This window comes from Bradyrhizobium sp. IC4059 (assembly GCF_020193615.1).
Lineage (GTDB): Bacteria > Pseudomonadota > Alphaproteobacteria > Rhizobiales > Xanthobacteraceae > Bradyrhizobium > Bradyrhizobium yuanmingense.
In genome coordinates this window covers 174,487-201,073 of the sequence record NZ_JADYVH010000009.1, presented here as the reverse complement: position 1 = coordinate 201,073, position 26,587 = coordinate 174,487, and the positions used below count along the sequence as shown (strand labels likewise).

At 65.3% G+C, this 26,587-nt stretch carries 27 protein-coding genes, 1 tRNA gene and 1 riboswitch; of the genes, 20 read left to right on the top strand and 8 right to left on the bottom strand.

What is annotated here, in order from left to right:
* Positions 1–273: 273 nt before the first annotated feature.
* From I6F12_RS26565 to phoB, 8 genes are all read left to right on the top strand, one after another.
* A complete protein-coding gene (locus I6F12_RS26565) occupies positions 274–1,329 on the top strand; it encodes a lysylphosphatidylglycerol synthase domain-containing protein (RefSeq protein WP_036001683.1) in 1,056 nt (351 codons plus the stop codon).
* Positions 1,330–1,375: 46 nt separating this feature from the next.
* Positions 1,376–2,668: an ATP-binding protein gene (locus I6F12_RS26560; protein WP_036001680.1), complete on the top strand. Its 1,293-nt coding sequence runs from the start codon at positions 1,376–1,378 to the stop codon at positions 2,666–2,668.
* A 149-nt stretch (positions 2,669–2,817) separates the two neighbouring features.
* Positions 2,818–3,831, top strand: coding sequence for a phosphate ABC transporter substrate-binding protein PstS (gene pstS, locus I6F12_RS26555; RefSeq protein ID WP_036001732.1), 1,014 nt, complete (start codon positions 2,818–2,820; stop codon positions 3,829–3,831).
* 135 nt (positions 3,832–3,966) lie between these two features.
* Positions 3,967–4,956, top strand: coding sequence for a phosphate ABC transporter permease subunit PstC (pstC, locus tag I6F12_RS26550; protein ID WP_036001678.1), 990 nt, complete (start codon positions 3,967–3,969; stop codon positions 4,954–4,956).
* A gap of 4 nt (positions 4,957–4,960) precedes the next feature.
* Positions 4,961–5,806: a phosphate ABC transporter permease PstA gene (gene pstA / locus I6F12_RS26545; protein WP_225157571.1), complete on the top strand. Its 846-nt coding sequence runs from the start codon at positions 4,961–4,963 to the stop codon at positions 5,804–5,806.
* On the top strand, positions 5,803–6,624 hold the full coding sequence (gene pstB, locus I6F12_RS26540; protein ID WP_036001673.1) for a phosphate ABC transporter ATP-binding protein PstB: 822 nt from the start codon (positions 5,803–5,805) through the stop codon (positions 6,622–6,624). The genes pstA and pstB overlap by 4 nt, the downstream gene beginning before the upstream one ends.
* A gap of 11 nt (positions 6,625–6,635) precedes the next feature.
* On the top strand, positions 6,636–7,352 hold the full coding sequence (phoU, locus tag I6F12_RS26535) for a phosphate signaling complex protein PhoU (RefSeq protein ID WP_036001670.1): 717 nt from the start codon (positions 6,636–6,638) through the stop codon (positions 7,350–7,352).
* Between the two features lie 22 nt (positions 7,353–7,374).
* Positions 7,375–8,082 carry a phosphate regulon transcriptional regulator PhoB gene (phoB, locus tag I6F12_RS26530; protein ID WP_008143479.1) on the top strand — a complete coding sequence of 236 codons (708 nt, stop codon included), beginning with the start codon at positions 7,375–7,377 and terminating at the stop codon, positions 8,080–8,082.
* A 299-nt stretch (positions 8,083–8,381) separates the two neighbouring features.
* Here phoB and I6F12_RS26525 read toward each other — a convergent pair whose 3' ends face one another.
* Positions 8,382–8,894 (bottom strand): GcrA family cell cycle regulator, encoded by a 513-nt coding sequence (locus I6F12_RS26525; protein ID WP_036001664.1) that lies wholly within the window; start codon positions 8,892–8,894, stop codon positions 8,382–8,384.
* Positions 8,895–9,353: 459 nt separating this feature from the next.
* Here I6F12_RS26525 and I6F12_RS26520 point away from each other — a divergent pair, with 459 nt between their 5' ends.
* The 3 genes from I6F12_RS26520 (at position 9,354) to I6F12_RS26510 (ending at position 12,674) form a co-directional block, all read left to right on the top strand.
* The gene (locus I6F12_RS26520) at positions 9,354–10,562 is read left to right on the top strand and encodes an aspartate aminotransferase family protein (RefSeq protein ID WP_057028453.1); all 1,209 of its coding nucleotides are present in this window, start codon (positions 9,354–9,356) and stop codon (positions 10,560–10,562) included.
* Complete coding sequence (gene argF, locus I6F12_RS26515; RefSeq protein ID WP_225157570.1) at positions 10,562–11,497, top strand: ornithine carbamoyltransferase; 936 nt, start codon at positions 10,562–10,564, stop codon at positions 11,495–11,497. The genes I6F12_RS26520 and argF overlap by 1 nt, the downstream gene beginning before the upstream one ends.
* Positions 11,498–11,666: 169 nt before the next feature.
* Positions 11,667–12,674, top strand: a complete 1,008-nt coding sequence (locus I6F12_RS26510) for an Hsp33 family molecular chaperone (RefSeq protein WP_225157569.1) — start codon at positions 11,667–11,669, stop codon at positions 12,672–12,674.
* 188 nt (positions 12,675–12,862) lie between these two features.
* On the opposite strand, the gene apaG is transcribed toward I6F12_RS26510, so the two are convergent.
* On the bottom strand, positions 12,863–13,255 hold the full coding sequence (apaG, locus tag I6F12_RS26505) for a Co2+/Mg2+ efflux protein ApaG (protein ID WP_024337101.1): 393 nt from the start codon (positions 13,253–13,255) through the stop codon (positions 12,863–12,865).
* A gap of 195 nt (positions 13,256–13,450) precedes the next feature.
* Here apaG and I6F12_RS26500 point away from each other — a divergent pair, with 195 nt between their 5' ends.
* From I6F12_RS26500 to I6F12_RS26490, 3 genes are read left to right on the top strand one after another with little or no spacing between them, the layout of a single operon-like run.
* A complete protein-coding gene (locus I6F12_RS26500) occupies positions 13,451–14,707 on the top strand; it encodes an OpgC domain-containing protein (protein ID WP_057028451.1) in 1,257 nt (418 codons plus the stop codon).
* Complete coding sequence (locus tag I6F12_RS26495; RefSeq protein ID WP_036020422.1) at positions 14,707–15,486, top strand: lipolytic enzyme; 780 nt, start codon at positions 14,707–14,709, stop codon at positions 15,484–15,486. The genes I6F12_RS26500 and I6F12_RS26495 overlap by 1 nt, the downstream gene beginning before the upstream one ends.
* 12 nt (positions 15,487–15,498) lie before the next feature.
* Positions 15,499–16,488: an SGNH/GDSL hydrolase family protein gene (locus tag I6F12_RS26490; protein ID WP_225113444.1), complete on the top strand. Its 990-nt coding sequence runs from the start codon at positions 15,499–15,501 to the stop codon at positions 16,486–16,488.
* 114 nt (positions 16,489–16,602) lie between these two features.
* Here the strand turns inward: I6F12_RS26490 and I6F12_RS26485 are convergent, their stop codons facing one another.
* Positions 16,603–17,790 (bottom strand): O-succinylhomoserine sulfhydrylase, encoded by a 1,188-nt coding sequence (locus I6F12_RS26485; RefSeq protein WP_036042741.1) that lies wholly within the window; start codon positions 17,788–17,790, stop codon positions 16,603–16,605.
* 76 nt (positions 17,791–17,866) lie between these two features.
* A riboswitch (SAM riboswitch) is annotated at positions 17,867–17,946 on the bottom strand.
* A 110-nt stretch (positions 17,947–18,056) separates the two neighbouring features.
* Between I6F12_RS26485 and I6F12_RS26480 the strand changes: the two genes are divergently transcribed.
* The 3 genes from I6F12_RS26480 to I6F12_RS26470 all read left to right on the top strand — a co-directional run bounded on the left by I6F12_RS26480 (position 18,057) and on the right by I6F12_RS26470 (position 22,216).
* Entirely contained in the window at positions 18,057–19,163 is a 1,107-nt protein-coding gene (locus I6F12_RS26480; RefSeq protein WP_035996377.1) for a 2'-deoxycytidine 5'-triphosphate deaminase, read from the top strand.
* 194 nt (positions 19,164–19,357) lie between these two features.
* On the top strand, positions 19,358–20,410 hold the full coding sequence (locus tag I6F12_RS26475) for a hypothetical protein (protein WP_225157568.1): 1,053 nt from the start codon (positions 19,358–19,360) through the stop codon (positions 20,408–20,410).
* Positions 20,411–20,776: 366 nt separating this feature from the next.
* On the top strand, positions 20,777–22,216 hold the full coding sequence (locus tag I6F12_RS26470) for an MATE family efflux transporter (protein ID WP_225157567.1): 1,440 nt from the start codon (positions 20,777–20,779) through the stop codon (positions 22,214–22,216).
* Here the strand turns inward: I6F12_RS26470 and I6F12_RS26465 are convergent.
* The 5 genes from I6F12_RS26465 to I6F12_RS26445 form a co-directional block, all read right to left on the bottom strand.
* A complete protein-coding gene (locus tag I6F12_RS26465; protein ID WP_225157566.1) occupies positions 22,213–22,677 on the bottom strand; it encodes a hypothetical protein in 465 nt (154 codons plus the stop codon). The two genes, I6F12_RS26470 and I6F12_RS26465, sit on opposite strands and share 4 nt — an antisense overlap.
* Before the next feature lie 114 nt (positions 22,678–22,791).
* Positions 22,792–23,193 carry an SRPBCC family protein gene (locus I6F12_RS26460; protein ID WP_225157565.1) on the bottom strand — a complete coding sequence of 134 codons (402 nt, stop codon included), beginning with the start codon at positions 23,191–23,193 and terminating at the stop codon, positions 22,792–22,794.
* A 150-nt stretch (positions 23,194–23,343) separates the two neighbouring features.
* Positions 23,344–23,703 carry a VOC family protein gene (locus tag I6F12_RS26455; protein ID WP_035996395.1) on the bottom strand — a complete coding sequence of 120 codons (360 nt, stop codon included), beginning with the start codon at positions 23,701–23,703 and terminating at the stop codon, positions 23,344–23,346.
* A gap of 58 nt (positions 23,704–23,761) precedes the next feature.
* Positions 23,762–24,601 carry a helix-turn-helix domain-containing protein gene (locus I6F12_RS26450; RefSeq protein WP_225157564.1) on the bottom strand — a complete coding sequence of 280 codons (840 nt, stop codon included), beginning with the start codon at positions 24,599–24,601 and terminating at the stop codon, positions 23,762–23,764.
* 9 nt (positions 24,602–24,610) lie between these two features.
* Positions 24,611–25,189: a methylated-DNA--[protein]-cysteine S-methyltransferase gene (locus tag I6F12_RS26445; protein WP_109142186.1), complete on the bottom strand. Its 579-nt coding sequence runs from the start codon at positions 25,187–25,189 to the stop codon at positions 24,611–24,613.
* Between the two features lie 172 nt (positions 25,190–25,361).
* On the opposite strand from I6F12_RS26445, the gene I6F12_RS26440 reads away from it, so the two are divergent.
* From I6F12_RS26440 to I6F12_RS26430, 3 genes are all read left to right on the top strand, one after another.
* A tRNA-Gly gene (locus I6F12_RS26440) sits at positions 25,362–25,435 on the top strand.
* 83 nt (positions 25,436–25,518) lie between these two features.
* Positions 25,519–25,851: a hypothetical protein gene (locus tag I6F12_RS26435; protein ID WP_035996388.1), complete on the top strand. Its 333-nt coding sequence runs from the start codon at positions 25,519–25,521 to the stop codon at positions 25,849–25,851.
* A 135-nt stretch (positions 25,852–25,986) separates the two neighbouring features.
* Positions 25,987–26,568, top strand: coding sequence for an XRE family transcriptional regulator (locus I6F12_RS26430; RefSeq protein WP_074447667.1), 582 nt, complete (start codon positions 25,987–25,989; stop codon positions 26,566–26,568).
* The last annotated feature ends 19 nt before the right edge of the window (positions 26,569–26,587 follow it).

Below are 26,587 nucleotides of genomic sequence, written 5' to 3'. Positions count from 1 at the left end.
CTTCATGGCCCCTGCGCAGGATCGCCTGGAGATTCGCGCCAAGCCTTGCCGACGAAAGCGCCAAATTCTGCACTGGGAGCTGCGACCCTGCCTAAAATATTGAAGGCACGTGTTTTTGTTCGAATTGGCGAATTCCACTTCGGCCGAAAACGCGCTAGTGGAGGGGCAGGGGGCATGCGCGATTCCGGCGCCGGCGGCGAGGGTTCGTTGAATGCCTGCGCGTCCGCCTGTCCGCCGGCCACCCTGGCCGCTGAAGCGTTGTTCGAGGTCTAGATGCTGGAAGCCATACGCAGGGCGACGACGTTTCTGCGCCAGAAGCAAGTCCTGCATAAGCTTGGAGTCGTGATCAGCATCGCGGTCATCGGCATCGCTTGCTACGTGCTCTACCACATGCTGCGCGGCATCGATTTCAACGAGGTCCTCGAAGCGATCAAGAGCACTGAGCCGAGCCAGATTGCGATGGCGGCGCTATTCGTCACTGCGGGCTATTTCACGCTGACCTTCTACGACCTCTTCGCCACGCGCGCGATCGGCCATGCCCATGTGCCCTATCGCATCAACGCGCTCGCGGCCTTCACCAGCTATTCGATCGGCCACAATGTCGGCGCCTCCGTCTTCACCGGCGGGGCGGTGCGCTACCGCATCTATTCGGCCTATGGGCTCAACGCGATCGACGTCGCAAAAATCTGCTTTCTCGCCGGCCTGACCTTCTGGCTGGGCAATGCCGCGGTGCTCGGCCTCGGCATCGCCTACCATCCGGAGGCGGCAGCCTCGATCGACCAGCTGCCGGTCTGGCTGAACCGGACACTGGCGCTGATGATCATCGTGGCGCTGATCGGTTACGTGATCTGGGTCTGGAGCCAGCCGCGGGTGGTCGGCCGCGGCCCTTGGACGGTGGTGCTGCCGGGCGGCCCGCTGACGCTGCTCCAGATCGCGATCGGCATCGTCGATCTCGGTTTCTGCGCGCTGGCGATGTATGTGCTGGTCCCCGACGAGCCCAATCTCGGCTTCGTGATGGTCGCGGTGATCTTCGTCTCGGCGACCCTGCTCGGCTTCGCCAGCCATTCACCCGGAGGCTTGGGGGTGTTCGATGCCGCCATGCTGGTCGGGCTCTGGCAGATGGACCGCGAGGAGCTGCTGGGCGGCATGCTCCTGTTCCGCGTCCTCTATTATCTGTCTCCGTTCGTCTTATCTGTAATCTTGCTGACGTTTCGAGAGGTTATAATCGGCGCCCGATCGAAGCGCTTGCAACAGGCGGCGCTCAAGCTGGACCCCGGCCCGGCGCCTGAAGCCGCCTATGTGAGAGAGCGCAGCGACAGCGGCGCCTGACCGGTGTCAGGTCCTTAAGGACAGTCCCCAGGAGAAGTCCGCCCCGATGGCGATCGACGCCCCCTCTTCTCCCTCCGCCCAGCCCTGGTCCGATCGGCTGCGGCACTCGACCATCATCCTGATCGCCGCGGCGCTGGCGCTGTCCGTCGTGGTCTCGCTCGGCGAATTGTCGGCGCTGCACGCTGCAATCGTGTTCCTCTGCATCGCGGCGGCTGCCTTGATCCCGTGGCGGCTGCACGATCCCGCCACCTCCCGCGACGACGTCAGACGCATCAACCCGGTCGAGAGCGCGGCGGTGGCCGCGGTGGTCGCCGGCATGCCGGATCCGGCGGTGCTGCTCGACCGGGCCGGCCGCGTCATCCACCTCAACGCCGCCGCCGCCCAGCTCGCGCCGGCGCTGCGCAAGAACGAGCTCGCCCAGTTCGCGCTGCGCTCGCCGGAGATCATCACCGCGCTGCGCGAGGCCATCGCGACCACCGAGCCGCGGCGCGCGACCTATCTCGATCATGTTCCGGTCGATCGCTGGATGGAGCTGATCATCACGCCGGTACCGGTGCCGACCAGCTTCGGCGGCGCCGACAAATGCATGCTGATGACCTTCCACGACCAGACGCCGCTGCGCCGGGTCGAGGAGATGCGCGCCGACTTCGTCGCCAATGCCAGCCACGAGCTGCGCACGCCGCTGGCGGCGCTGTCGGGCTTCATCGATACGCTCCAGGGCCAGGCCAAGGACGATCCCAAGGCGCGCGAGCGCTTCCTCGGCATCATGCACAACCAGGCCACGCGCATGGCGCGCCTGATCGACGATCTCTTGTCGCTGTCGCGGGTCGAGCTGTCGGCCCATGTCCGGCCCGACACCCTGGTCGATCTCGTCCCGATCATCCGTCAGGTCGCCGACGGGCTCGAGCCGCTGGCGCGCGAGCGTCAGGTCGAGGTGGACATCCACCTGCCGGAGCCGCCGGTGATGATCGCGGGGGACCGCGAGGAGCTGCTCCGCCTGTTCGAGAACCTGATCGAGAACGCGCTCAAATACGGCGCCTCCGGCGGGCGCGTCATCGTGTCGCTGACCTCGAGCGCCGCCGCTGACGGAACTCAGGAAATTCGGGTCATGGTCCGCGATTTCGGCCCGGGCATCGCGCCGGAGCACCTGCCGCGGCTGACCGAGCGCTTCTATCGGGTCGACGTCGGCGACAGCCGCTCGCAAGGCGGCACAGGGCTCGGGTTATCGTTGGTGAAACATATCCTTAACCGTCATCGCGGCCGCCTTTTGATCGAAAGCGTGCCCAGGCAGGGCGCCACCTTCACCGCCTGTTTTCCCCAGATCAAGACTCCGGCTTGATCGGAAACGCAAGCAATTTCAATTGCTTGGTGTCGTCATCCAACTGTCACGAAACCTTCGTAAAAGCACAGCCGACCGCCCCTAAAGCGGCGGCGCGGGGAGCGCGATCGGGCGCGGATGGCGCTTCGCTCCCCTGTATGGAGACCAGCATGAATTTCCTCAAAACCATGGTCGCTGCCGGCTTGGTCGCCGCATCGACGACGGTAGCCTTTGCGGCCGACATCACCGGTGCCGGCGCGACGTTCCCGTTCCCGATCTATTCGAAGTGGGCTGACGCCTACAAAAAGGAGACCGGCAACGGTCTGAACTACCAGTCGATCGGCTCGGGTGGTGGCATCAAGCAGATCCAGGCCAAGACCGTGACCTTCGGCGCCACCGACGCGCCGCTCAAGGCCGAGCAGCTCGAGAAGGACGGCCTCGTCCAGTGGCCGATGGTGATGGGTGCCATCGTCCCCGTTGTCAATATCGAGGGCGTGAAGCCGGGCGAGCTGGTTTTCGACGGCGAGACCCTGGCCAACATCTATCTCGGCAAGATCACCAAGTGGGACGATGCCGCGATCAAGAAGCTCAATCCCAACGCGAAGCTGCCGTCAGAGGCCATCACCGTGGTCCGTCGTTCGGACGGCTCGGGCACCACCTTCAACTTCACCAACTATCTCTCCAAGGCCAGCGCGGACTGGAAGAGCAAGGTCGGCGAGGGCACCGCGGTCGAGTGGCCGGTCGGCGTCGGCGCCAAGGGCAACGAAGGCGTGTCGGGCAACATCAGCCAGACCAAGAACTCGATCGGCTATGTCGAATACGCCTATGCCAAGCAGAACAAGCTCACCCACACCGGTCTCGTCAACAAGGCCGGCAAGCCGGTGCAGCCGACCGTCGAGGCCTTCCAGGCGGCCGCCTCCAACGCCGATTGGTCCAAGGCTCCCGGCTATTACGTCATCCTGACCGAGCAGCCCGGCGAGAAGTCCTGGCCGATCACGGCGGCGACCTTCATCCTGATGCACAAGTCCGCCACCGACAAGGCGGCCGCGCAGGAAGCGATCAAGTTCTTCCGCTGGGCCTTCAAGAACGGCGGCAAGATGGCCGAGGAGCTCGACTACATTCCGATGCCGGACAGCGTCGTCCAGCAGATCGAGAAGACCTGGGCTGCCGAGATCAAGAGCTAAGGCGCTATATGTGTCCCGGACACGGTTCCGGGACGCTGCAAGATCTCCGCTCCGGATCGGCCTCCTGCCGCATCCGGAGCGCGCCACCAACAACAAGCGTACATAAAACGGGTATAGGGGATCGGCGTGGCTGAGATGGCTGTTGAGAGCAATGTGATTGATGCTGCCGGTCCATATGATCGCGCCAAGGCCTTGAGCGCGTTCAAGCTCGGCGACGTCACCTTCTACTGGATCACGCGGTTGTCCGCGATCTCGGTGCTGCTGATCCTCGGCGGCATCATCATCTCGCTGATCGTCGGCGCCTTCCCGGCGATCCAGGAGTTCGGCATCTCCTTCCTGTGGACGCAGCGCTGGGCGCCCTCGGCCGATCCGCCGGTGCTCGGCGCGCTCGGGCCGATCTACGGCACGCTCGTCACCTCCTTCATCGCGATGCTGATCGCCATTCCCGTCGGTCTCGGCATTGCGATCTTCCTCACCGAGCTCTGCCCGCAATGGCTGCGGCGCCCGATCGGCATGGCGGTTGAGCTGCTCGCCGGCATCCCCTCGATCATCTACGGCATGTGGGGCTTCTTCGTGCTCGGCCCGTTCCTGGCCAACACCTTCCAGCCTTTCATGATCAGGGTGTTCGACGGCGTCCCCGTGCTGGGCGCGATCTTCGCAGGGCCCCCGTCCTATCTCAGCCTGTTCAACGCCGCGCTGATCCTCGCCATCATGGTGCTGCCCTTCATCACCTCGATTTCGGTCGACGTGTTCAAGACGGTGCCGCCGGTGCTGAAGGAAGCCGCCTACGGCGTCGGCTGCACCACCTGGGAGGTCGTCCGCAGCGTGGTGATCCCCTACACCCGCGTCGGCATCATCGGCGGCGTCATGCTGGCGCTGGGCCGGGCGCTCGGCGAGACCATGGCGGTGACCTTCATCATCGGCAACTCGTTCCGGATCTCCTCGTCGATCTTCGCGCCGGGCACGACGATTTCGGCGGCGATCGCCTCCGAATTTGCCGAGAGCGACGGCCTGCACCAGTCCGGCCTGATCCTGCTCGGCCTCCTGCTGTTCGTGCTGACGTTCTTCGTGCTCGCTGCCGCCCGTTTGATGCTGCTGCGCCTCGAAACCAAGGCCGGGAAGTGAAGCCATGAACCCGATCTATTCGCGCCGCCGCCGCTGGGACGTCGTCATTCGCGGCCTCTGCATCGCAGCCGCCGCCTTCGGCGTCACCTGGCTCGCGCTGATCCTGGTCACGCTGCTCTACAACGGCCTGGCCGGGCTCAACCTCCAGGTCTTCACAGCTGACACGCCGCCGCCCGGATCGACCGAGGGCGGCCTGCGCAACGCCATCGTCGGCTCGTTGATCATGACCGTGATCGGCGTCGGCATCGGCGCGCCGCTCGGCCTGTTCGCCGGCACCTATCTCGCCGAGTACGGCCGCAACGACAAGCTGACCTCGGTGATCCGGTTCATCAACGACATTCTCCTGTCGGCACCCTCGATCATCATCGGCCTCTTCATCTATGGCGCGGTGGTGGTGCCGATGCGCGGCTTCTCGGCGATTGCGGGCGCGCTGGCGCTTGCCGTCATCGTGATCCCGGTCGTCGTGCGCACCACCGAAGACATGCTACTGCTGGTGCCGAATCCGTTGCGCGAAGCTGCCAGCGCGCTCGGCCTGCCGCGCTCGCTGGTGATCAAGCGTATCGCCTATCGTGCCGCGCGCTCCGGCCTCATCACCGGCGTGCTGCTGGCGACCGCCCGCGTCGCCGGCGAGACCGCGCCGCTGTTGTTCACGGCACTGTCGAACCAGTTCTTCAGCCTCGGCCTGAACAAGACGATGGCGAACCTGCCTGTCACCATCAACAACTTCGTGCAGAGCCCCTACGAGTATTGGAAGCAACTCGCCTGGAGCGGCGCGCTGTTGATCACCCTGACCGTGCTTGCCCTTAACATTGGCGCGCGCATCCTTGGCGCCGAGAGGACTGCAAAATGAGTGAAATGTCTGTTTCCGTCAGCGCACCGACCGTTCATCCCGGCTCGCAGCCCCTGCCCGAGGCGCCCGCCAAGGTCACGGCGCGCAACCTCAACTTCTACTACGGCGACCACCACGCGCTGAAGAACATCAACCTGGCGCTCGGCACCAACCGCGTCACGGCGTTCATCGGCCCGTCCGGCTGCGGCAAGTCCACCCTGCTGCGCATCTTCAACCGGATGTACGACCTCTATCCGGGCCAGCGCGCCGACGGTCAGCTGTTGCTCGACCATACCAACATCCTCGACCCCAAGCTCGACCTCAACCTGCTCCGCGCCCGGGTCGGCATGGTGTTCCAGAAGCCGACGCCGTTCCCGATGACGATCTACGAGAACATCGCCTTCGGCATTCGTCTCTATGAGAAGATCTCCAAGTCCGAGATGGACGACCGCGTCGAGAAGGCGCTGCGCGGTGGCGCGCTGTGGAACGAGGTCAAGGACAAGCTCAATGCCTCCGGCCTGTCGCTCTCCGGCGGCCAGCAGCAGCGCCTCTGCATCGCCCGCACCGTCGCGGTGCGGCCCGAGGTGATCCTGTTTGACGAGCCCTGCTCGGCGCTCGACCCGATCTCGACCGCCAAGGTCGAGGAGCTGATCCAGGAATTGTCCGAGAACTACACGATCGCGATCGTCACCCACAACATGCAGCAGGCGGCGCGCGTTTCCGACAAGACCGCCTTCATGTATCTCGGCGAGTTGATCGAGTTCGACGACACCAGCAAGATCTTCACGTCGCCGAGCGATCGGCGCACGCAGGATTACATCACCGGCCGGTTCGGCTGAGGAGACGGAACATGGGTTCTGAACATACCGTAAAGGCTTTCGACAGCGACCTTCAGGAGCTCACCCGCCTGGTCGCCGAGATGGGCGGCATCGCCGAGCGCATGATCGTCGATTCCGTCGACGCGCTGATCCGCCGCGACGTCGCGCTCGGCCAGCGCGTCGTCGCCACCGACGTCGAGCTCGACGCGCTGCAGAAGCGCATCGAGGAGCGCGCCGTGCTCACCATCGCCCGCCGCCAGCCGATGGCCGTCGACCTGCGCGAGATCGTCGGCGCGATGCGCGTTGCGACCGATCTCGAGCGCATCGGCGATCTCGCCAAGAACATGGGCAAGCGCGTCGCGGCGCTGGAGACGGATTTCCATCCGCTCAAGCTGTTCCGCGGCCTGGAGCACATGACCGACCTCGTGCAGCAGCAGGTCAAGTCGGTGCTGGACGCCTATGCCGCGCACGACCTGCCGGCGGCGATGGCGGTGTGGAAGGGCGACGAAGAAGTCGACGCCATCTGCACCTCGCTGTTCCGCGAGCTCCTCACCTACATGATGGAGGATCCGCGCAACATCTCGTTCTGCATCCACCTGATGTTCTGTGCCAAGAACATCGAGCGGATCGGCGACCACGCCACCAACATCGCCGAGACCGTGTTCTACATGATCGAGGGCCAGGCGATCACCGACAAGCGGCCGAAGGGCGACATGACGACCTTCGCCACGACGGTGCCGAACACCTGACGACTTAAGGAGCTACGACCACATGGGCGCACGCATTATGGTGGTTGAGGACGAGGAAGCTCTCACCGAGCTTCTTCGCTACAACCTCGAAGGCGACGGCTATGACGTCGAGACGGTGATGCGCGGCGATGACGCCGACACCCGCCTCAAGGAGCACATTCCCGATCTGATCGTGCTCGACTGGATGCTGCCGGGCCTGTCAGGCATCGAGCTGTGCCGGCGGCTTCGGACCCGCCCCGAGACCAAGCAGCTGCCGATCATCATGCTCACCGCGCGCGGCGAGGAGAGCGAACGGGTGCGCGGGCTCGCGACCGGCGCGGATGATTATATCGTCAAGCCGTTCTCGGTGCCGGAGCTGCTTGCGCGCGTGAAGGGCCTGCTCAGGCGTGCGAGTCCCGAGCGCCTCGCCACCGTGCTCGCCTATGGCGATATCGAGCTCGACCGCGACAAGCGCCGCGTGGCGCGCTCGGGCCGGCCGATCGATCTCGGTCCGACCGAATATCGCCTGCTGGAGTTCTTCCTGGAGCATCCCGGCCGCGTGTTCTCGCGCGAGCAGCTGCTCGACAGCGTCTGGGGCCGCGACATCTACATCGACGAGCGCACCGTCGACGTGCATATCGGCCGCCTGCGCAAGCTGCTCAATCTTGGCCGCGAGCAGGACCCGATCCGCACCGTCCGCGGCGCCGGCTACGCGCTGGACGATCGCTTCGCGAAGGCTGAGCAGACGTAAGGCGCCAGCGACAGCTGGTTTGGCGAACTGCGGCGCCGATCTCGGCCGTCATCCCGGGGCGCGCGCAGCGTGAGCCCGGGATCTCAGCGCGAGCGCTTGCGCTGTTCGCGATTAGCCACAGGACGTGGTTTGGCGAAGACTCGGGGTGACCATCTCGCGCAACGATTGCGCCCCGCGGTTACGGATCCCGCATTCGCGGGGATGACACCGGGCGATTGGGAGCCGTCATCGTATGACGGCTGCAGTCTTGGCGATCAAGCTTGGCGATCAAAGCTTGGCGATCAGGGAATTCCGCAAGCTCACCGCGTGCCCGGTTTCGGTGCTGCGCGACGGCGATCCGCTGCGGGCTGATAGGCCACGCGCGAATGCTGGGCACAATAGGGCAGGCCGGAGAGCGCCTTGCCGCCGCAGAAGAAGAAATCCGGGCTCGAGGGATCGCCGACCGGCCAGTGGCAGGTCGCCTCGTTCAATTCCAGCAGCGACAGCCGCTGGCTCATCGGCACCACGTTGTCGTAGGTAACCGGCTCGGCTTCCAACTCGACCTCGAAGGCCTGCGCCAACGCGGTGTTGCCGCGCGCGACGGGGCGGGTCACCCGCATCATATGCTGCGCGGGCCGTGCCTTGCGCGGCCGCGGCGCTGCCGATGAAGGGCTCTTGGCGCGGCCGGACAGGCCGAGCCGGTGCACCTTGCCGATCACGGCATTGCGGGTCACATTGCCGAGCTCCGCCGCGATCTGGCTGGCCGAAAGTCCGGCCTCCCAGAGCTTCTTCAGCTGCTCGACGCGATCATCGGACCAGGTCAAAACCGTCATTGCACCCTTTCCCTCGCTGCGCGCCTGCCATCCTGGGGCCTTCGCAGCGAATGCTTTAGCCTTGAAAAACCCGTGCCGTCAGAATCCCTTAAGGCTCGCCGGGCGCGCTCAAGACGCCCGAACGTTTACGCCGGTACATGAGGACTTCTGGGATCAGAACTGCTGCACGAGATGTCGTATCTGACAGTCCAAACGCTACAATATGGCGTGACTCCCGCGCAAGAGTCCGCCGACTCGCTTCCACATGTTCCGTGGTGAAAAACCCGCAAAATCGGCACCGCAAGACTACGGAATCAGCGTTTCGCGAGGCTTTCCGGGCGGCATTGACACCCGTCTTGCCAGGCATAAGATAGTGCCACGTGCCGCCCTTAAAAGGCGGCACGTTTCGTTTTCCGGGGCCGGTCGATGGTGCGTCGCGCAATGCATGCCTCACACCGTCCGCAACATTCAAGTGACGTCATGACTAACAGCGCAGCGCCGCATTTGCTCCCCGTTTTCGCCAGGGCCGACCTCGGTTTCGAGCGCGGCGAAGGCTGCTGGCTGATCGCGACCAACGGCGATCGCTATCTCGATTTCACCTCGGGTGTCGCGGTGAATGCGCTCGGCCATGTCCATCCCGCGCTGGTCAAGGCGTTGCAGGAGCAGGCGACCAAGCTCTGGCACATGTCGAACCTGTTCCAGAGCCCTGACGGCGAGAAGCTCGCAAGCCGCCTCTGCAATGAGAGCTTTGCGGACTTCGTGTTCTTCTGCAATTCCGGCGCCGAGGCGCTGGAAGGCGTGATCAAGCTGGTGCGCCACCATCACTTCTCCAAGGGGCATCCGGAACGTTACCGCATGATCACCTTCGAGGGTGCCTTCCATGGCCGCACGCTGGCGACGCTCGCCGCCACCGGCTCTGCGAAATATCTCGAGGGCTTCGGTCCGCCGATGGACGGCTTCGATCAGGTGCCGCACGGCGACCTCGACGCCGTGAAGAAGGCGATTGGTCCGCACACCGCCGGCATTCTCATCGAGCCGATCCAGGGCGAGGGTGGCGTTCGTTCTGCACCTCACGCCTTCCTGAGGGCGCTGCGCGAACTCTGTAACGAGCGCGGCCTGTTGCTCGCCTTCGACGAGGTGCAGACCGGCATGGGCCGCACCGGCGAGCTCTTTGCCTACAAGCGCACCGGCGTCACACCGGATGTGATGTCGCTCGCCAAGGCGCTCGGCGGCGGCTTTCCGATCGGCGCGGTGCTGGCGACCGCGGACGCGGCGGCCGGCATGGGGCCCGGCTCGCACGGCTCCACCTTCGGCGGCAATCCGCTCGCGATCTCGGCTGCCAACGCCGTGCTCGATGTCATGCTCAAGCCCGGCTTCTTCGACCACGTGCAGAAGATGTCGCTGCTGCTCAAGCAGAAGCTCGCCTCCGTGATCGATCGTCATCCCGAAATCGTCAGCGAGGTGCGCGGCGAGGGCCTGCTGATCGGTATCAAGGCGGTGGTGCCCTCGGGCGATCTCGTCGCGGCGCTGCGCGCCGAAAAGCTGCTCACCGTCGGGGCCGGCGACAATGTCGTGCGCTTCCTGCCGCCCCTGATCGTCACGGAAGCGGAGATCGAGGACAGCGTCGGCCGGTTAGAGCGCGCCTGCGCTGCGATCTCCTCCAGCCAGACCAAGCGGGCGGCAAGCTGATGAGCACGACGCCCAACAAAGCTCCCAAGCACTTCCTGGACATCAACGAGCTGCCGCTCTCGGAGCTCAAGAGCATGCTCGCCGCCTCTTCGGCGATGAAGGCGAAGCAGAAGGCGCAGCAGCCGGTCAGGCCGCTCGAGGGCAAGACGCTGGCGATGATCTTCGAGCGTCCCTCGACCCGCACCCGCGTCTCGTTCGACGTCGGCATGCGCCAGCTCGGCGGCGAGGCGATCATGCTCACCGGCGCCGAGATGCAGCTCGGCCGCGGCGAGACCATCGCCGACACCGCGCGGGTTCTGTCGCGCTATGTCGACGCCATCATGATCCGCATCCTCAACCACGATGCGCTGCTGGAGCTTGCGGCCAACGCCACCGTGCCCGTCATCAACGGCCTGACGCGGCGTTCGCATCCCTGCCAGGTGATGGCCGACCTCATGACCTATGAGGAACATCGCGGCCCGATCGAGGGCAAGACGGTGGCCTGGGCCGGCGACGACAACAACGTGCTGGCGTCCTGGGCCCATGCCGCCGAGCGCTTCAAATTCCAGCTCAATGTCGCAACGCCGCCGGAGCTCGCACCGAAAAAGGCCATGCGCGACTGGATCAAGGCGACGGGCGCGCCGATCGTGCTCGGCACCGATCCGGAAGCCGCCGTGCGCGGCGCCGATTGCGTCGTCACCGACACTTGGGTGTCGATGGGCGACAAGGAGGGCGAGCACCGCCACAACGTGCTCAAGCCCTACCAGGTCAATGCCAAGCTGATGTCGCTGGCCAAGGCGGACGCATTGTTCATGCATTGCCTGCCGGCCCATCGCGGCGAGGAGGTCACCGACGAGGTGATCGACGGGCCGCAATCGGTCGTGTTCGACGAGGCCGAAAACCGCCTGCACGCGCAGAAGGGCATCTTGGCCTGGTGCTTCGACGCGGTGAAGTAGCCTTCTTGTAGCCCGGATGAAGCGCAGCGAAATCCGGGGTTCTCAACGCGTGGAAAGACCCCCCGGATTGCGCTGCGCTCCATCCGGGCTACGCACTCGTCGTTCCGCGGACGACGGAATGCGGGCGTGCCTCTTTCAATTTGCATCGAACCACCCCAGATAAAGCGCCATGGTTTCCCAGTCTCCTGACATGAACACCGGGCCTGAAGGCCCGGTTCGCGCGCCATCATCGGTTCCGATCGATGACGCCGTGCTGCCTTACGAGGTCGACGCGCTTGACGTGCGCGGGCGCCTGGTGCGGCTTGGCCCCGCGCTCGACGACATCCTCACCAAGCACGATTATCCCGCAGCCGTGGGCAAGCTGCTCGGCGAGGCCATCGTGCTGACGACGCTGCTCGGCTCGACGCTGAAATTCGAGGGCCGCTTCATTCTTCAGGCCCAGACCGACGGTCCGGTGTCGTTCCTGGTGGTCGACTACAGGGCCCCGGACCGCCTGCGCGCCTATGCGCGCTTTGACGCCTCGCGCCTGGGCACGGCCAAGGATTCCGGCACGCTGCTCGGCCGCGGCCATCTCGCCATGACCATCGACCAGGGCCCCGACATGAGCCGTTACCAGGGCTTGGTTGCGCTCGACGGCGGCAGCCTGGAAGACGCCGCCCACGAATATTTCCTGCGCTCCGAGCAGATCCCGACGCGCGTGCGCCTCGCGGTCGGCGAGGAGTGGCGCTCGAGCGACGGCGGCAAGCATCGCTGGCGCGCCGGCGGCATGCTGATGCAATTTCTGCCGAAGGCGCCGGAGCGCGCGCGGCAGGCGGACTTGCATCCCGGCGATGCGCCCGACGGCACCGAAGTGCACAGCGTCGCGGAAGACGATGCCTGGGTCGAGGCACGCTCGCTGATCGAGACGGTCGAAGACGTCGAGCTGATCGATCCCGAGCTCTCCGGCGAGCGGTTGCTCTACCGCCTCTTCCACGAGCGCGGTGTGCGCGTGTTCAATCCGCAGGTGCTCGAGGCGCGGTGCTCCTGCTCGCGCGATGCGGTCGCCGCGATGCTCAAGAGCTTCTCGCACGACGACCGCGCCGCCATGGTCAAGGACGACAAGGTCGTCGTCACCTGCGAGTTCTGCTCGTCGGTGTACCAGTTCACGCCGCACGAGGCGGGCGTCGAGGACGCCTGAGCCTACCCGCGTCGCTGCACTCGCAATGTCGAGTGGAGCAGTGCCACACGCGCGGTGTCATCGCCCGACTTGATCGGGCGATCCAGTACTCCGAGACGATGCTGATCGAAACGAGAGGCCGCGGCGTACTGGATGCCCCGGTCAAGCCGGGGCATGACAGTTGTGAGTGTTACGGCGAACTCGCCTCTCTAATTCAACACCCGCTTGTTGTCGGGGCTGTCCAGCGAAAACGTCGGCACGTCGATCTCGAAACGCTCGCCGGTTTCGCTGACCATCTGGTAGCGGCCGGTCATGAAGCCCGAGGCGGTCGAGAGCGGCACGCCGGAGGTGTATTCGAAGCGCTCGCCGGGGGCGAGGATCGGCTGCTCGCCGACCACGCCTTCGCCCTTCACCTCCTGCTGGCGGCCGGAGGCATCGGTGATGATCCAGTGCCGCGTCTTGAGCTGCACGGTCTCCTCGCCCGAATTGGTGATGACGATGGTGTAGGACCAGAAGTAGCGCGAGCGGTCGGCCGACGATTGCTCCGGAACAAAGTTCGGCTCGACGGTCACTTCGATCTGGCGGGTCACGGCGCGGTACATGGCTGTTATCATACCGAAATCCGCCCCGGGAACCAAACCCCCGCGGGCGCCTTGGCGACATCGTCCCGCCAGAATTGGCGGGAAAGCACACCACCGAGGGAGACACCCTGATGTGATCCGGACGCTTTGCGAGACGACAGCCGGACCATTACACTGCTTCAACGTCGCGATTTGCGGAAGGGTTTCCAGGCCCCGATGACCATTGCCGACCAAGTGACGGGATCGACCATCGCAGGAACCGCGGGCGCCAAGCCCGCAGGGACCAAGGCGCGCGCCGCAGCGCCGGCCATCACGCTGCCCGCCATCGGCGAGCGCGAGCTCCGGCTCGATCTGTTCCGCGGCCTCGCGCTGTGGCTGATCTTCATCGACCATCTGCCGCCCAGTCTGCTGACCTGGTTCACGATCCGCAATTACGGCCTCAGCGACGCCACCGAGATCTTCATCTTCATCTCCGGCTACACCGCGGCCTTCGTCTATGGCCGGGCCATGCTGGAGAGCGGCGTTCTCATCGCCACCGCGCGCATCCTGCGCCGGGTCTGGCAGATCTACGTCGCCCACGTCTTCCTGTTCACGATCTTCCTCGCCGAGATCTCCTATGTCGCGACCAGGTTCGAGAACCCGCTCTACACCGAAGAGATGGGCATCATGGACTTCCTCAAGCAGCCCGACGTCGTCATCGTGCAGGCGCTGCTGCTGCGCTTCCGTCCCGTCAACATGGACGTGCTGCCGCTCTACATCGTGCTGATGCTGGCGCTGCCGCTGATCCTTTGGTCGATGAAATGGCGGCCGGACGTCACGCTCGGGCTGTCGGTCCTGCTCTACGCGGTGACCTGGGAGTACGACCTTTACCTGTCGGCCTATCCGAACGGCTTCTGGGCCTTCAATCCGTTCGCCTGGCAATTGCTGTTCGTGTTTGGTGCCTGGTGCGCGCTCGGAGGTGCGCGTCGCATGTCGGGCATCCTGGCCTCGCCCGTGACGATGTGGATCTCGATCGCCTATCTCATCGCGGCGTTCTACGTGACCTTGACCTGGTACGTGCCCCAGCTCTCCCAGTTCATGCCGAAGCAGATCGAACAATGGATGTATCCGATCGACAAGACCGACCTCGACGTGCTGCGCTTCGCGCACTTCCTGGCGCTGGCGGCGCTGACCGTACGCTTCCTGCCCCGCGATTGGCCGGGCTTGAAATCGCGCTGGCTACGACCATTGATTCTATGTGGTCAGCATTCGCTCGAGATCTTCTGCCTCGGCGTCTTCCTGGCCTTTGCCGGCCATTTCGTCCTCGCCGAAATCTCCGGCGGGCCGGTCATGCATGCGTTGATTAGCCTCTCCGGAATCCTGATCATGTGGGGGGTGGCCTGGGTCATTTCGTGGTACAAGCGTGTGGCTGACAAGAGCGGTGCGAAAACCAAAAACGCCGTCGGCAACGCCGATCTGGCGGGAGGGGGCTGATGAAGGCGAAGGTTCTCCTGAGCCTGGTCCTGCTATGCGGTAACCTCGCCGCGCCCACGGCGCGCGCGGGCGATGCCGCGTCTGCCGCATCCCCTATGCCTGCGGCCTGCGAACTGCCGTCCTATCTGTTGACCAGCGAAAGCCAGCTGCCCAAGGTCGCCGAGGCGATCAAGGCCGGCAAACCGCTCGACATCCTGGTGATCGGCAGCCGCTCGACCACGATTCCCTCGTCGGAGAGCAGCTCCTATCCGGCGCGCATGGAGGCGATCCTCAAGGAGAAACTGCCGCCCTCCGAGCCGGTGCACGTCTCCGTAGAAATACAGAGCAAGAAAACGGCAGAGGAGACCGCGTCCACCTTCGTTAAGCTGATGGAAGCAAAAACGCCTACTTTGGTCATCTGGCAGACCGGGACCGTGGATGCTATCCGATCCATCGATCCCGACGAATTTCGTAGCGCGGTGACCGACGGGGTTGTTGCGTTGCAAAAGGCAGGGGCGGACGTCGTCTTGATGAATTTGCAATATAGCCCGCGCACCGAGACCATGATCTCGGCGCAGCCTTTTCTCGATAATATGCGCGTCGTGGCACAGGAGCACGACATCCCGCTGTTCGATCGTTTCGCGATCATGCGGCAGTGGAATGAACAGGGCCAGTTCGACCTGTTCAACCCGTCCCGCGGGCCTGAGCTGGCGAAGCAGGTCCATGATTGCCTTGGCCGGGCGTTGGCACAGTTCGTGATCGACGCTGCTCATCTGGAGCCGGCCCAGCAGCAAAATTGAGGTCTAGCGTTAATGAGTTCTCTCCGCCCTTTTTGCCTGACGTCATGGCTAGCCGTGCCTGCAACAGCAGTGCTGTTGTTGCTGACGCCCGCCGCGCATGCGCAGACGCCGGCCGCTCAACCGGCGACCCCCGCACCCGCCCAGTCGCCTGATCCCGCGCCCGCTGCGCCGTCCCAGACCACCGTCGCCGCGAGGTCGCCCGAGCAGCGCGGCGTCACCTCGCGCGCCATCGACAAGGTGAAGGAGGTCGCGAAGTCCGCCGCCGACATCTTCAGCCGGGTGCCCTGCCTGCCGCCGAAGGGCGGCTCCAAGGCGATGGGCTCGCTGCCGCATGTCGCGAGCAAGCTGGCCGCCGGCCAGCCCGTCGTCATCGTCGCGTTCGGCTCCTCGTCGACCCAGGGGTTCGGCGCGAGCTCGCCGGAGTTCAATTACCCCAATCGTCTCGCCGCGCAGCTGCGCCGGCACTATCCGACTGCCGACATCAGCGTCATCAATGCCGGCGTCGGCGGCGAGGACGCCCCCGAGATGATGAAGCGTCTGCAGACGCAGGTGATCGACAGGCATCCGGATCTCGTGATCTGGCAGGTCGGCACCAACGCGGTGCTGCGCAATCTCGATCCTGCCGATACGGCCAAGCTGGTCGAGGACGGCATCAGCCGCATTCAGGCCGCCGGCGGCACCGACATCGTGCTGGTCGATCCGCAATATTCGCCGGCCGTCAACCAGCGCAAGGAGAGCGCCGGCAAGATGATCAAGCTGCTCGGCAACGTCGCCGAGCTCCGCAAGGTCGGCATTTTCCCGCGCTTCGAGGTGATGCGCGACTGGCACGAGAACCAGTCGATCCCGGTGGAGGGCTTCGTCATCGCCGACGGCCTGCACATGAACGATTGGGGCTATGCCTGCTTCGCCCAGCTGCTCGGCGACGACATCATCCGCTCCGTCGGCCAGATCAAGCTCGGTGTGAGCGTGCCCGCCGATGTGAGAACGTACCGGCCGATGTGAGAGGGTGCGTAGGGTGGGTTAGGCGAAGCCGTAACCCACCACTGTCTATCTCCGCAGATGCAGCAGAGGTGGATTACGCCTTCGGCTAATCCACCCTACGAGACCTCGCTTCCCTCACGCCTTCTCCAGCGCCGCGGTGAGATCCTCGATCAGGTCATCCGCGTGCTCGAGCCCCGCCGAGAAGCGGATAAATCCCTCGCTGATGCCGAGCGCGGCGCGGTCTTCCGGCTTGAGGCGCTGATGCGTCGTGGTCGCCGGATGCGTGACGAGGCTCTTGGCGTCGCCGAGATTGTTGGAGATCTTGGCGAGCTTCAATTCGTTGAGCACACGGAACGCCGCCGCCTTGCCGCCCTTCACCTCGAAGCCGACCAGCGTCGAGCCGCCGCGCATCTGCTTCTTCACCAGCGCCGCCTGCGGATGATCGGCGCGGCCGGGATAGACCAGTCGCGAGATCTTGGGATGGCTCGCCAGCACCTCGGCGACGCGCGCGGCCGTGTCGGTCTGCGCGCGCACGCGCACGCCCAGCGTCTCCAGGCCCTTGAGCAGGACCCAGGCATTGAACGGCGAAATCGACGGGCCGGTCTGGCGCATGAAATTGTGGATGTGCTCGGCGATGAAGGCTTCGGAGGACAGGATGATGCCGCCGAGACAGCGGCCCTGGCCGTCGATGTGCTTGGTCGCAGAGTAGACGACGACGTCGGCGCCGAGCGCGAGCGGGCTCTGCCAGATCGGCGTCGCGAACACGTTGTCGACGACGAGCCGCGCGCCGCCCTTGTGCGCGATCTCGGCGATCGAGGGGATGTCGAGCACGTCCAGCGTCGGGTTGGTCGGGCTCTCCAGGAAGAACGTCTTGGTGTTGGGCCTCAGCGCCCGCTGCCACTGGTCGAGATCGAGCCCATCGACCAGCGTGGCCTCGATGCCGTAGCGCGGCAACAGGTCCTGGATGACGTAGAGGCAGGAGCCGAACAGCGCACGGGAGGCGACCACGTGATCGCCGGCCTTGAGCGGCGCCAGGATCGCGGTCGTCACCGCCGCCATGCCGGTTGCCGCCGAGCGCGCGGCCTCGGCGCCTTCGAGCTCGATCATGCGGCGCTCGAACATTGCAATCGTCGGGTTGGAATAGCGCGAATAGATGAAGCCGGGATCTTCGCCCTTGAAGCGCGCCTCGCACTCCTCCGCGCTGGCGTAGACATAGCCTTGCGTCAGGAACAGCGCCTCCGAGGTCTCGCCATATTGCGAGCGCAGGGTGCCGGAATGGACCAGGCGGGTTTCGGGGCGATAAGTGGCAGACGACTTCGACATAGGACCCTCTCCGACATGACCGTCGAGGCGAAAACGGTCACAAAAAAACCGGCCTGGATATCTCCACGGGCCGGGATCACAGAGGTCCCCGGCCTGTTTAGCGACTTATTTAACGTGGCTGCAAGCCGGCCGGCTCAAATCACCACGGGATAAGTGATGCTCATATTCCGCAATGCCCTTTCCGTCAAGGCGTCCATCGGATAGCCGTAAAAGACTTGTATTTCCGGCATGTCCGGATGCACTCGACCCTTGATGAGGACCCCCGGTTGACGTTCACGGTCGCCGCCGACGCCAATGGTATCCTGCCCGACCGCATGATTGCGGCGATGGCGGAAGAAGGTCTCATCCTGCCCGCCTACGACTTCGTCGAGAGCCAGATCCAGCCGGCGAGCCTTGATCTGCGCCTCGGCGACATCGCCTATCGGGTCCGCGCCAGCTTCCTCCCCGGGCCCGGTGCCACCGTGGCAGAGCGCATCGACGAGCTGAAGCTGCACGAGTTCAGCCTCGCCGACGGCGCGGTGCTCGAGACCAACTGCGTCTACATCGTGCCGCTGCTCGAGAGCCTCGCGCTGCCGCCGGAGATCGTCGCTGCCGCCAATCCGAAGAGCTCGACCGGCCGGCTCGACGTCTTCACCCGCGTGATCGCCGACGGCACCCGTCGCTTCGACATGATCGGCGCCGGCTATCACGGCCCGCTCTATGCCGAGATCAGCCCGAAGACGTTTCCGGTGCTGGTGCGCGAGGGCTCGCGTCTCAGCCAGGTGCGCTTCCGCACCGGCGATGCCATCCTCAATGCCGACGAGCTCGATGCGCTGCACGCCAGCGAGCGTCTCGTCGACATCGACGATGCCGATCTCTCGGGCGGCGTTGCCGTCTCGGTCGATCTCTCCGGCGAGAAGGCGAGCGGCTTCGTCGGCTATCGCGCCAAGCGCCACACCGGCGTCGTCGATGTCGACCGCCGCGCCGGCTACGCGGTGGAGGATTTCTGGGAGCCGATCTCGGCGCGCCCCGACGGCAGCCTGATCCTCGACCCCGGCGAGTTCTATATCCTCGCCTCCAAGGAAGCGGTGCAGGTGCCGCCCGACTACGCCGCTGAGATGGTGCCGTTCGACCCCCTGGTCGGCGAATTCCGCGTGCACTATGCCGGCTTTTTCGATCCCGGCTTCGGCTATGCCGGCGCTGGCGGGCTGGGATCGCGCGCCGTGCTGGAGGTGCGCTCGCGCGAGGTGCCGTTCATCCTCGAGCACGGCCAGATCGTCGGCCGCCTCGTCTACGAGAAGATGCTGGCCCGCCCCGACGCGATGTACGGCCAGCGCATCGGCTCGAATTACCAGGCGCAAGGCCTGAAGCTCAGCAAGCATTTCAGGGTGTAGTGCTAACCTCACCCACCGCTGTCATTCCCCGCGGAGGCGGGGAATCCAGTACGCCGCGGCCTCTCGATTCAAGCATGACCATCTCGGAGTACTGGATCGCCCGCCTTCGCGGGCGATAACACCGAGAGCGCGTCCGGTTGCGTCACCCGATCCGCGATGACACACTCCCGCAAAACAACAAGCCGGGAGCGAACATGACTATCGCACCAGACCTCGCGCAGCACGCGCAATGGAAGCGCTGGCGCGCCGTCGCCGATCTCTATCACGCTTACTTCACCGGGCTGATCCTCACCGTCGTCACGCGCCGCGGCACGGCGGATGCCGCAGAATTCGTCTTCCGCGTGTTTCGTCGCCAGCAGCAGGAGCGTTTCCTGCCGGGGCTCAGCAAGCTCGGGATCGACCATCTGCCGCCGGCGGTCGCGGCTGCGCAATACCACTATCTCTCCAACTGGATCGGCGGCGTTCATGTCGAATACATGTACGAGAGCGACACCAAGGCTTGGATCCGCTATCCGCCGCCGCGCTGGATCTGGAAGGGCACCGCGATCTGTGGTGTGCCGGGCGAAGTCTCCCGCGCCATGCTGCGCGGCTGGCACGCCAACAATGGCGCGGCGCTCGGCGATCTCAGGCTCGGCTTCGTCTGCACCAAGCAGAGCGTCGACGGCCAGGACGGGCTCGAAGGCTATTATCATCAATACGACCATCCGCTCGAGCTCGACCAGCGCCTCGTATTCGCGCGCCACCTCGAAGCGCCTTTGTTCGATGCGAAGACGGCGCCCGCCTTGCCGGTCGCGAGCTGGCCAAGACCGCGGCTGGAAAAGGCCTATCGCAATTACGCGATGGAATATGTCCGCACCGCCGCGCCCGTGATGGTGCAGCTGTTCGGCCCGGAGGATGCCGGCTATCTGCTGCACCTCACCGGCAAGCTGATCGGCATGCAATATTTCGACGAGGTCGCCACAGCGCTGGCAATGACCCGCGGCGGCGCGCGAGAATTCGCATCGTTCCTGAACGCGCTGCTCGCCGCGCAGGATGATGCGGCCGAGATGACGCAATCGGAAGGCACGTTCGAGATCCGCCAGCAGAGCTGGAAGCTGATGGACGACGTCGCCGATTATCATCGCGCCTGCGCCAAGGTGCTGGAGGGATTGTTCGAAGGGCTCGCCGCAGGCTGCGGCCGGCACATCGGCGTGCAGATGCGCACCGCGGTAGGCGGGCGCCCACCGCTGGTGTGGACCATCGGTTAGGCGACGGCCGCAGCGGGCCTCACCTCGCCCCGCTTGCGGGGAGAGGTCGGATTGCATCGAAGATGCAATCCGGGATGAGGGGGAGTCTCCGCGAGTCCAGCTCTCGCCGTCTTCGCGAATAGAGCCCCTCACCCCGACGCTCTCGGCGCGAGCAAGGCTCGTCGCGGCCCCGTAAGAACGGGGAGAGGGAGAAGAACGAATTCCACCGCTTGAAATGCGCTGCCGCAGGGCACGCCTGCATCGGGCGCAGGCAGAATCGGAGCACGCCGTGCTAACACGCCTCAGCCGCGCCATTCGCGCGAACGACGCCATTGGCACACCAAGTGATTGCTGCGCTGCAAACGGCGCCTGCGCCCGGGAGAGGACATGCCCGACATCGCCGAAATCCCGGTCGATGAGCAAGAGCGCCCACTGCCGCCGCCTCCGCCGCCGATCAGAAGCGCCCTGACCGAGGGGCCGATTCTGCGCACGCTGCTCTCACTCGCCTGGCCGAACGCGATCGGTCTGTCGGCCGGCATTTGCGTGGTGATCGCCGAGACCTCCTATGTCGGCCGGCTCGGCGTCGAGGCGCTGGCGGCAATGGCGCTGGTGTTTCCGACGATCATTCTGACCATGACGATGTCCGGCGGCGCCATGGGCGGCGCGGTGGCTTCGGCCATTGCGCGTGCGCTCGGCGCCGGCAATCGCGAGCGCGCCGGCATATTGGCCGTGCACGCGATGCTGATCGGCATCAGCTTCGGATTCGTCTTCATGCTGGGCATGTTGATCTTCGGGCCGAGGCTGCTCGAGATGCTCGGCGGCCGCGGCGATGTGCTGACGCATGCGATCGCCTACACGCAGGTGTTCTTCGGCGGCGCCGTGCTGCCCTGGCTGCTTAACACCATGGCGGGCATCTTGCGCGGTACCGGCAACATGAAGCTGCCGTCGTTCCTGATCCTCAACTCCGCGGCCTGGCAGATCGTGCTCGGCGGCACGCTCGGTCTCGGGCTCGGGCCAGTGCCGCAGTTCGGCATGCGCGGCGTCGCCGCTGGCGCGCTGATCGCCTACACTATGAACATCGGCATCATGAGCTGGTACCTGTTCTCCGGCCGCGCGCGGATCACGCTGAAGCTGCGCGGCCTGCGCATCCAATGGGCGATGTTCTTCGACATCCTCAAGGTCGGCGCCATCGCCTGCTTCTCGCCGCTGCAATCGGTGCTGACGATCTCGATCTTCACGCACATGCTGGCGCAGTTCGGCACTGCGATCCTCGCCGGCTACGGCGTCGGCGCGCGGCTCGAATTCCTGCTGACCTCGATCGCATTCTCGTTCGGCATCGCCTGCGTGCCGATGGTCGGGATGGCGATCGGCGCCGGCCGCATCGCGCGGGCCCGGCGCATCGCCTGGACCGCCAGCGTTGCTGCTTTCGTGGCGGTCGGCGTGCCGGCGTGCCTCGTTGCGATCTTCCCCGATCTCTGGGTCAACATGTTCACCGACAGTGTGGCGGTGCGCGCGGCGAGCCATCAATATCTTTCGACCGTCGGGCCGTTCTACGCCTTCTTCGGCCTGGCAACGACGATGTATTTCTCCTCGCAAGGCGCGGCCAAGGTGATCGGGCCCGTGCTGGCGCAGACCGCGCGGCTGATCTACATCGCCGGAATCGGCTGGTGGCTGTCGAGGCACGGCGCCAGCGCGCAGAGCTTCTTCTGGCTCGCCGCGAGCTCGATGGTCGTGCTCGGCCTCCTGTCGTGCTCCAGCGTCGTGCTGACACGCTGGGGACCGCGCGAGACGCCTGCGATCAAGCCGGCGCTTTCGGCTGCCGATTAACGGTGCTTGTGGCGGCGATGGCCGCCGCCGGTATTGGCGAGCCGCATCAATTGCGGGATCATCGCCATCATGTCGCTGCCGCCGCTGCCGCCGAGCATGCCCATGATGTCGCCGCCGCCCATGCTGCCGATCCCGACCGGCATGGTGCCGCCGCCCATCGGCGCGTAACCGCCGTAGCTCGGTGCACCGAATCCGCCGCCGCCCATCATGCCGCCGAGCCCGCCGCCGCCGTTCTCCATCATGCGGCTCATCATCGGACCCATGGTCTGCATCAGCATGGCGAAGCGGCGCTTGCCCATCTTCGCCTTCATCATCTCCAGCATCGGCGCCATCTGGGTCATCATGTCCTCGCCGCCGGTACCGCCGCCGCCGAGGAATTGCGCCTTTGCCGGCACGCTCGAGATCGAAAACAGCAGCAGCACCGCGGCCGCCTGGCAGATCACCTTGTCCGCACCTCTCATGGCATGCTCCTCGCGTGCGTGGCGCCGCCGGGAGAGCGGAGCCGACCGGACGCACGAGGGGCATGGTTACGGCCGGCGAGGACGGGCTTCTGTGAGAAAACTCACAGTGAAGGATCAGGCCGCCGCCGGCGGAAACGCCTTGTGCATGGCGGCCACCGCCTCCTTGGTTTGCCCCTGGACGTAAGGCGCGAGCTCGTTCGGCAGCATGTCGATGATCCAGACGAGGCGGCAGCTCGTCGCGCCCTCGGCAATGACCTGCACCGAGGCGCTGTAATGCCTCAGCCGCTCGTTGCTGATGGCATAGACGAGGCGCCGCCGCGCATCGTCGCAATCGACCAGCACCTCGCGCGCGACCGAGCCGTTGGCGAAGGTGACGATACGCGCATCGCCGTCGAGCGTGCACGCTGTAACGAAGCCCGGCACCAGCCGCCGATGCAACGCGCCGAAATCACGCACCGCGTCCCAGACGTCGCGCGCGGAGGCGGGGAGGGAGATGTCGTTGTGGATGGAGGCCATGATCTCTCCTGGAATGCGTAGGGTGGGCAAAGGCGCGCTCTTCGCGCGCCGTGCCCACCATTCATCGGGCGTTGTCGCGAGCAATTGGTGGGCACGCTACGCTTTGCCCACCCTACGCGATCTCGCAATGACGGAGCGAGTGGCTAGCGCTCACACACAAACCGCCTCGACATTGTTGCCATCAGGGTCGATCAGGAACGCGGCGTAGTAGGTCGGGCTGTAATCCCTGCGCGGGCCGGCGCCGCCATTGTCGCGGCCGCCGCTCTTCAGCCCTTCGCTATGGAACGCCTTGACCGCGTCGTGATCCTTGGCGCGAAACGCGATATGCGCACCATCTGCCTTGCGGCCCTTGTTCAGGTGCAGCCACAGCGCCGGCTCGCCCTTCGGCCCGAAACCGGCATAACCGTCGCCGCTCGAGCACAGGACAAAACCGAGCGGCGCCAGCACCGCGCTGTAGAAGCGCGTGGCGGCGTCGAGGTCGGCAACGCGCAATCCGATGTGGTCGTACATGTTCGCCTCCATTGCGAAGAAGCGTGCCGCGAAGGGCACGCGCTGGAGACGACCCTAGTCAGTTGAGGGCAAGCTGCTCTTGGAGAATCTTGCGCTCCCCCTTCGACGCCTGCCGGAACTTGGTCGGCGACACGCCGGCGGCGCGATGGAAGGTGCGGACGAAATTGGAGAGATCGCCGAAGCCGACGTCATAGGCGATGTCGGTGACGGCGATGTCCTCGTCAGCGAGCAGCCGTGCCGCGTGGCGCAGCCGGGAGCGCACCAGATATTGATGCGGGGTGACACCGAGCACGGCCGAGAACAGCCGCAGGAAATGAAACGGGCTTAATCTCGCCTGCTTGGCTGCCTGCTCGAGGTCGAGCTCGGCATGCGAGTTGTCGTCGATCCACAGCGCCGCCTCCACGGCGCGGCGGCGGTCGCGTGCGGTGGGGGTGGCCGGCTTGCGCGCTTTGCCCGAGACGGCGTCGACAAAACGGCCGGCCAGGATCTGGCCGATCTCGTCGAGGCCGAGATCGCTGTTGCCATCTGCTGCCGTCTGGGCCAGCTCGCCCAGCACCATCAGCTCGGGCAGCGGCGGCGTCGCGCCGATCTGCCAGACCTCGCGCGGCCCTCCGAGGGTGTCGACCAGCTCCTCGCTGAAGAAGAAGCCGAGGCAGACGTCGCCGGACACGTGCTCATGCGTGCAGGTGTATTCCTCGCCGGGGGCGCCGATCAGCATCGAGCCCGCCACCAGCTCGAAGAAGCCGGCGCGGCAATGGCAGCCGAAGCTGCCGGAGCGCACATAGGCGATGGAATGGCCGGTGCGGCATTCCGCAAACGGCGTGTCGTCCGGTCCCGCATCGCAGCGAAACTCGGAAGCCGTGATCGAGGGCGTCGTCAGCAACGTGGTGGCGTGCATCCCGCGTATTTAGGTAGGCGCGCGGGGCGGAGCAACCGGCAGCAGCACCTCGAACAGCGTCTTGCTGGCGATGGGATGGGCCCCTTCCAGCGCCAGCAGCCGCCGCTTGGAGATCACGCCGCCATAGGGCGAGAGCCGGTCGGCGTAATTGCCAGCCTCCAGCACCCGGTGGCAGGGCACGATCAGCATGAAGGGATTTTTCGCAATCGCCTGCGCCACGGAATAGGACGCGCCGGAGGCGCCCAGCGCCCGGGCGACCTCGTGATAGGTGCGTGTCTCTCCGCGCGGAATGCTGCAGGTGTACTCGTAGACGCGCCGGTCGAAGCCGGGCACCCCGCCGGCGTCCAGGCTGACCTCGGAGAAGTCGGGATCGTGACCTTGCAGCAGGCCCGTGATGCCCTCGATCGCAAGCTCGGCGTTCTCGGACGGGCGCTGCTCTCGCGCCTCGGGATGGACCTGGAAAATCCGGCGGCGGGTGTCGATCTCCCGCGCCTCCGGCAATTGCACGGCGACCACGCCGGTGCCGCTCCAGATGATGCCGCAACGGCCGATGGCCGTATCGAATATCGCGTAAGCCCGCCCCACCATGCACACGCCCCACTCAGTGCACGTTTCTCCCCGGAGCAGCGATCATAACACCGCCACAATCCGGCGCACCTGGAATCTTATCAGGACGTTAACAAGCGCCCGGCCGGCCGCGCCAAACCGCTTGGCGGCAGGCGCCGTCTCGGCTAATCAGGAGGGCGCGGCTTGCGCATCCGCGGGCGTAGTTCAATGGTAGAACGGCAGCTTCCCAAGCTGCATACGAGGGTTCGATTCCCTTCGCCCGCTCCAAGCTCCTGAAAAGATAGCATCGGCCGTATCCTATCCAGCAGTCGGAGCTAGGCGAACTGCAACTGGCCTCAAGGTGTTGGTCCATGTGGGCATCCGTCAAAAAGATTCTGGCGAAATCCAATCTCCTGAATCAGGCCCTGGGCGACGTCGTGTTTGAAACGCCTGAAATCAAAGGCGGATATCCACGCTCTTTCCTTCAATGGCGAGTCAAGAAGAGCGTTGAGGGTGACCAATATTTCGTCGCTCTCAGAATGCGCCCCGACGCCTATGCAGGCCCGGAAGGGGAGCCGGTCAACTATATGAACTTCGACATCGAAGCCGCGCAGCGCCTACGGTCCGATCTCGACCTTTGTATTCGCGAGTATCACCGGCTGGTGGGCGATGCCTCCGCGCAGGGGCGAGCAAGGGGCGAATGACGCCGCGCTCGCGAACAGGATCAAGATTCTAATATATTGGTCTTGGAGACCCCGCATTGGCCACTCGTTGGCTTAAACTCCCTCATGCTTTGGCGGGGTGCGGTCCTCCTGTCGGGCCATATTCGGATGAAACCCATGGACCAGCAGAAACTCGATCGCGCCATCGGTCGGCGGCTGAAGACGCTGCGGACGCAGGCGGGCATGACGTTGAACGAGCTTGCAGGCCGCTCCGGCGTCAGCCGGGCCATGATCGGGCGGGTGGAGCGGGCGCAGAGCAGTGCGACGGCGGCGCTGCTCAACAAGCTCTGCGCGGCGCTCGACGTCACGCTCAGCGATGTCGTCGCGCTCGCCGAGAAGCCGCCGGAGCGCCTGGTGCGGCTGGCGGACCAGCCGCTCTGGCGCGACCCCGACAGCGGCTATCGCCGGCGGCACGCCTCGCCGCCGGATGCGGCCAGCGGCATCGAGATCATCGTGGTCGACCTTCCCGCCGGCGCGCGCGTCTCCTACAGCCCCTGGGGCCGCAACGCCTTCACCCAGCAGCTCCTGATGCTGGAGGGCGCCATCGCTGTGCATATCGACGCCAAGGCGGTGCGGCTGCGCGAGGGCGATTGTCTGGATTTCGACGTGATGCGCGCGGTGATCTTCGAGAACGAAACCAAGCAGGACGCGCGCTACGTCATCATCGTCAGGCGCGGCGCGTCCTACGGCAAGATGTGAGGGCAAAGCGTGGAGACGA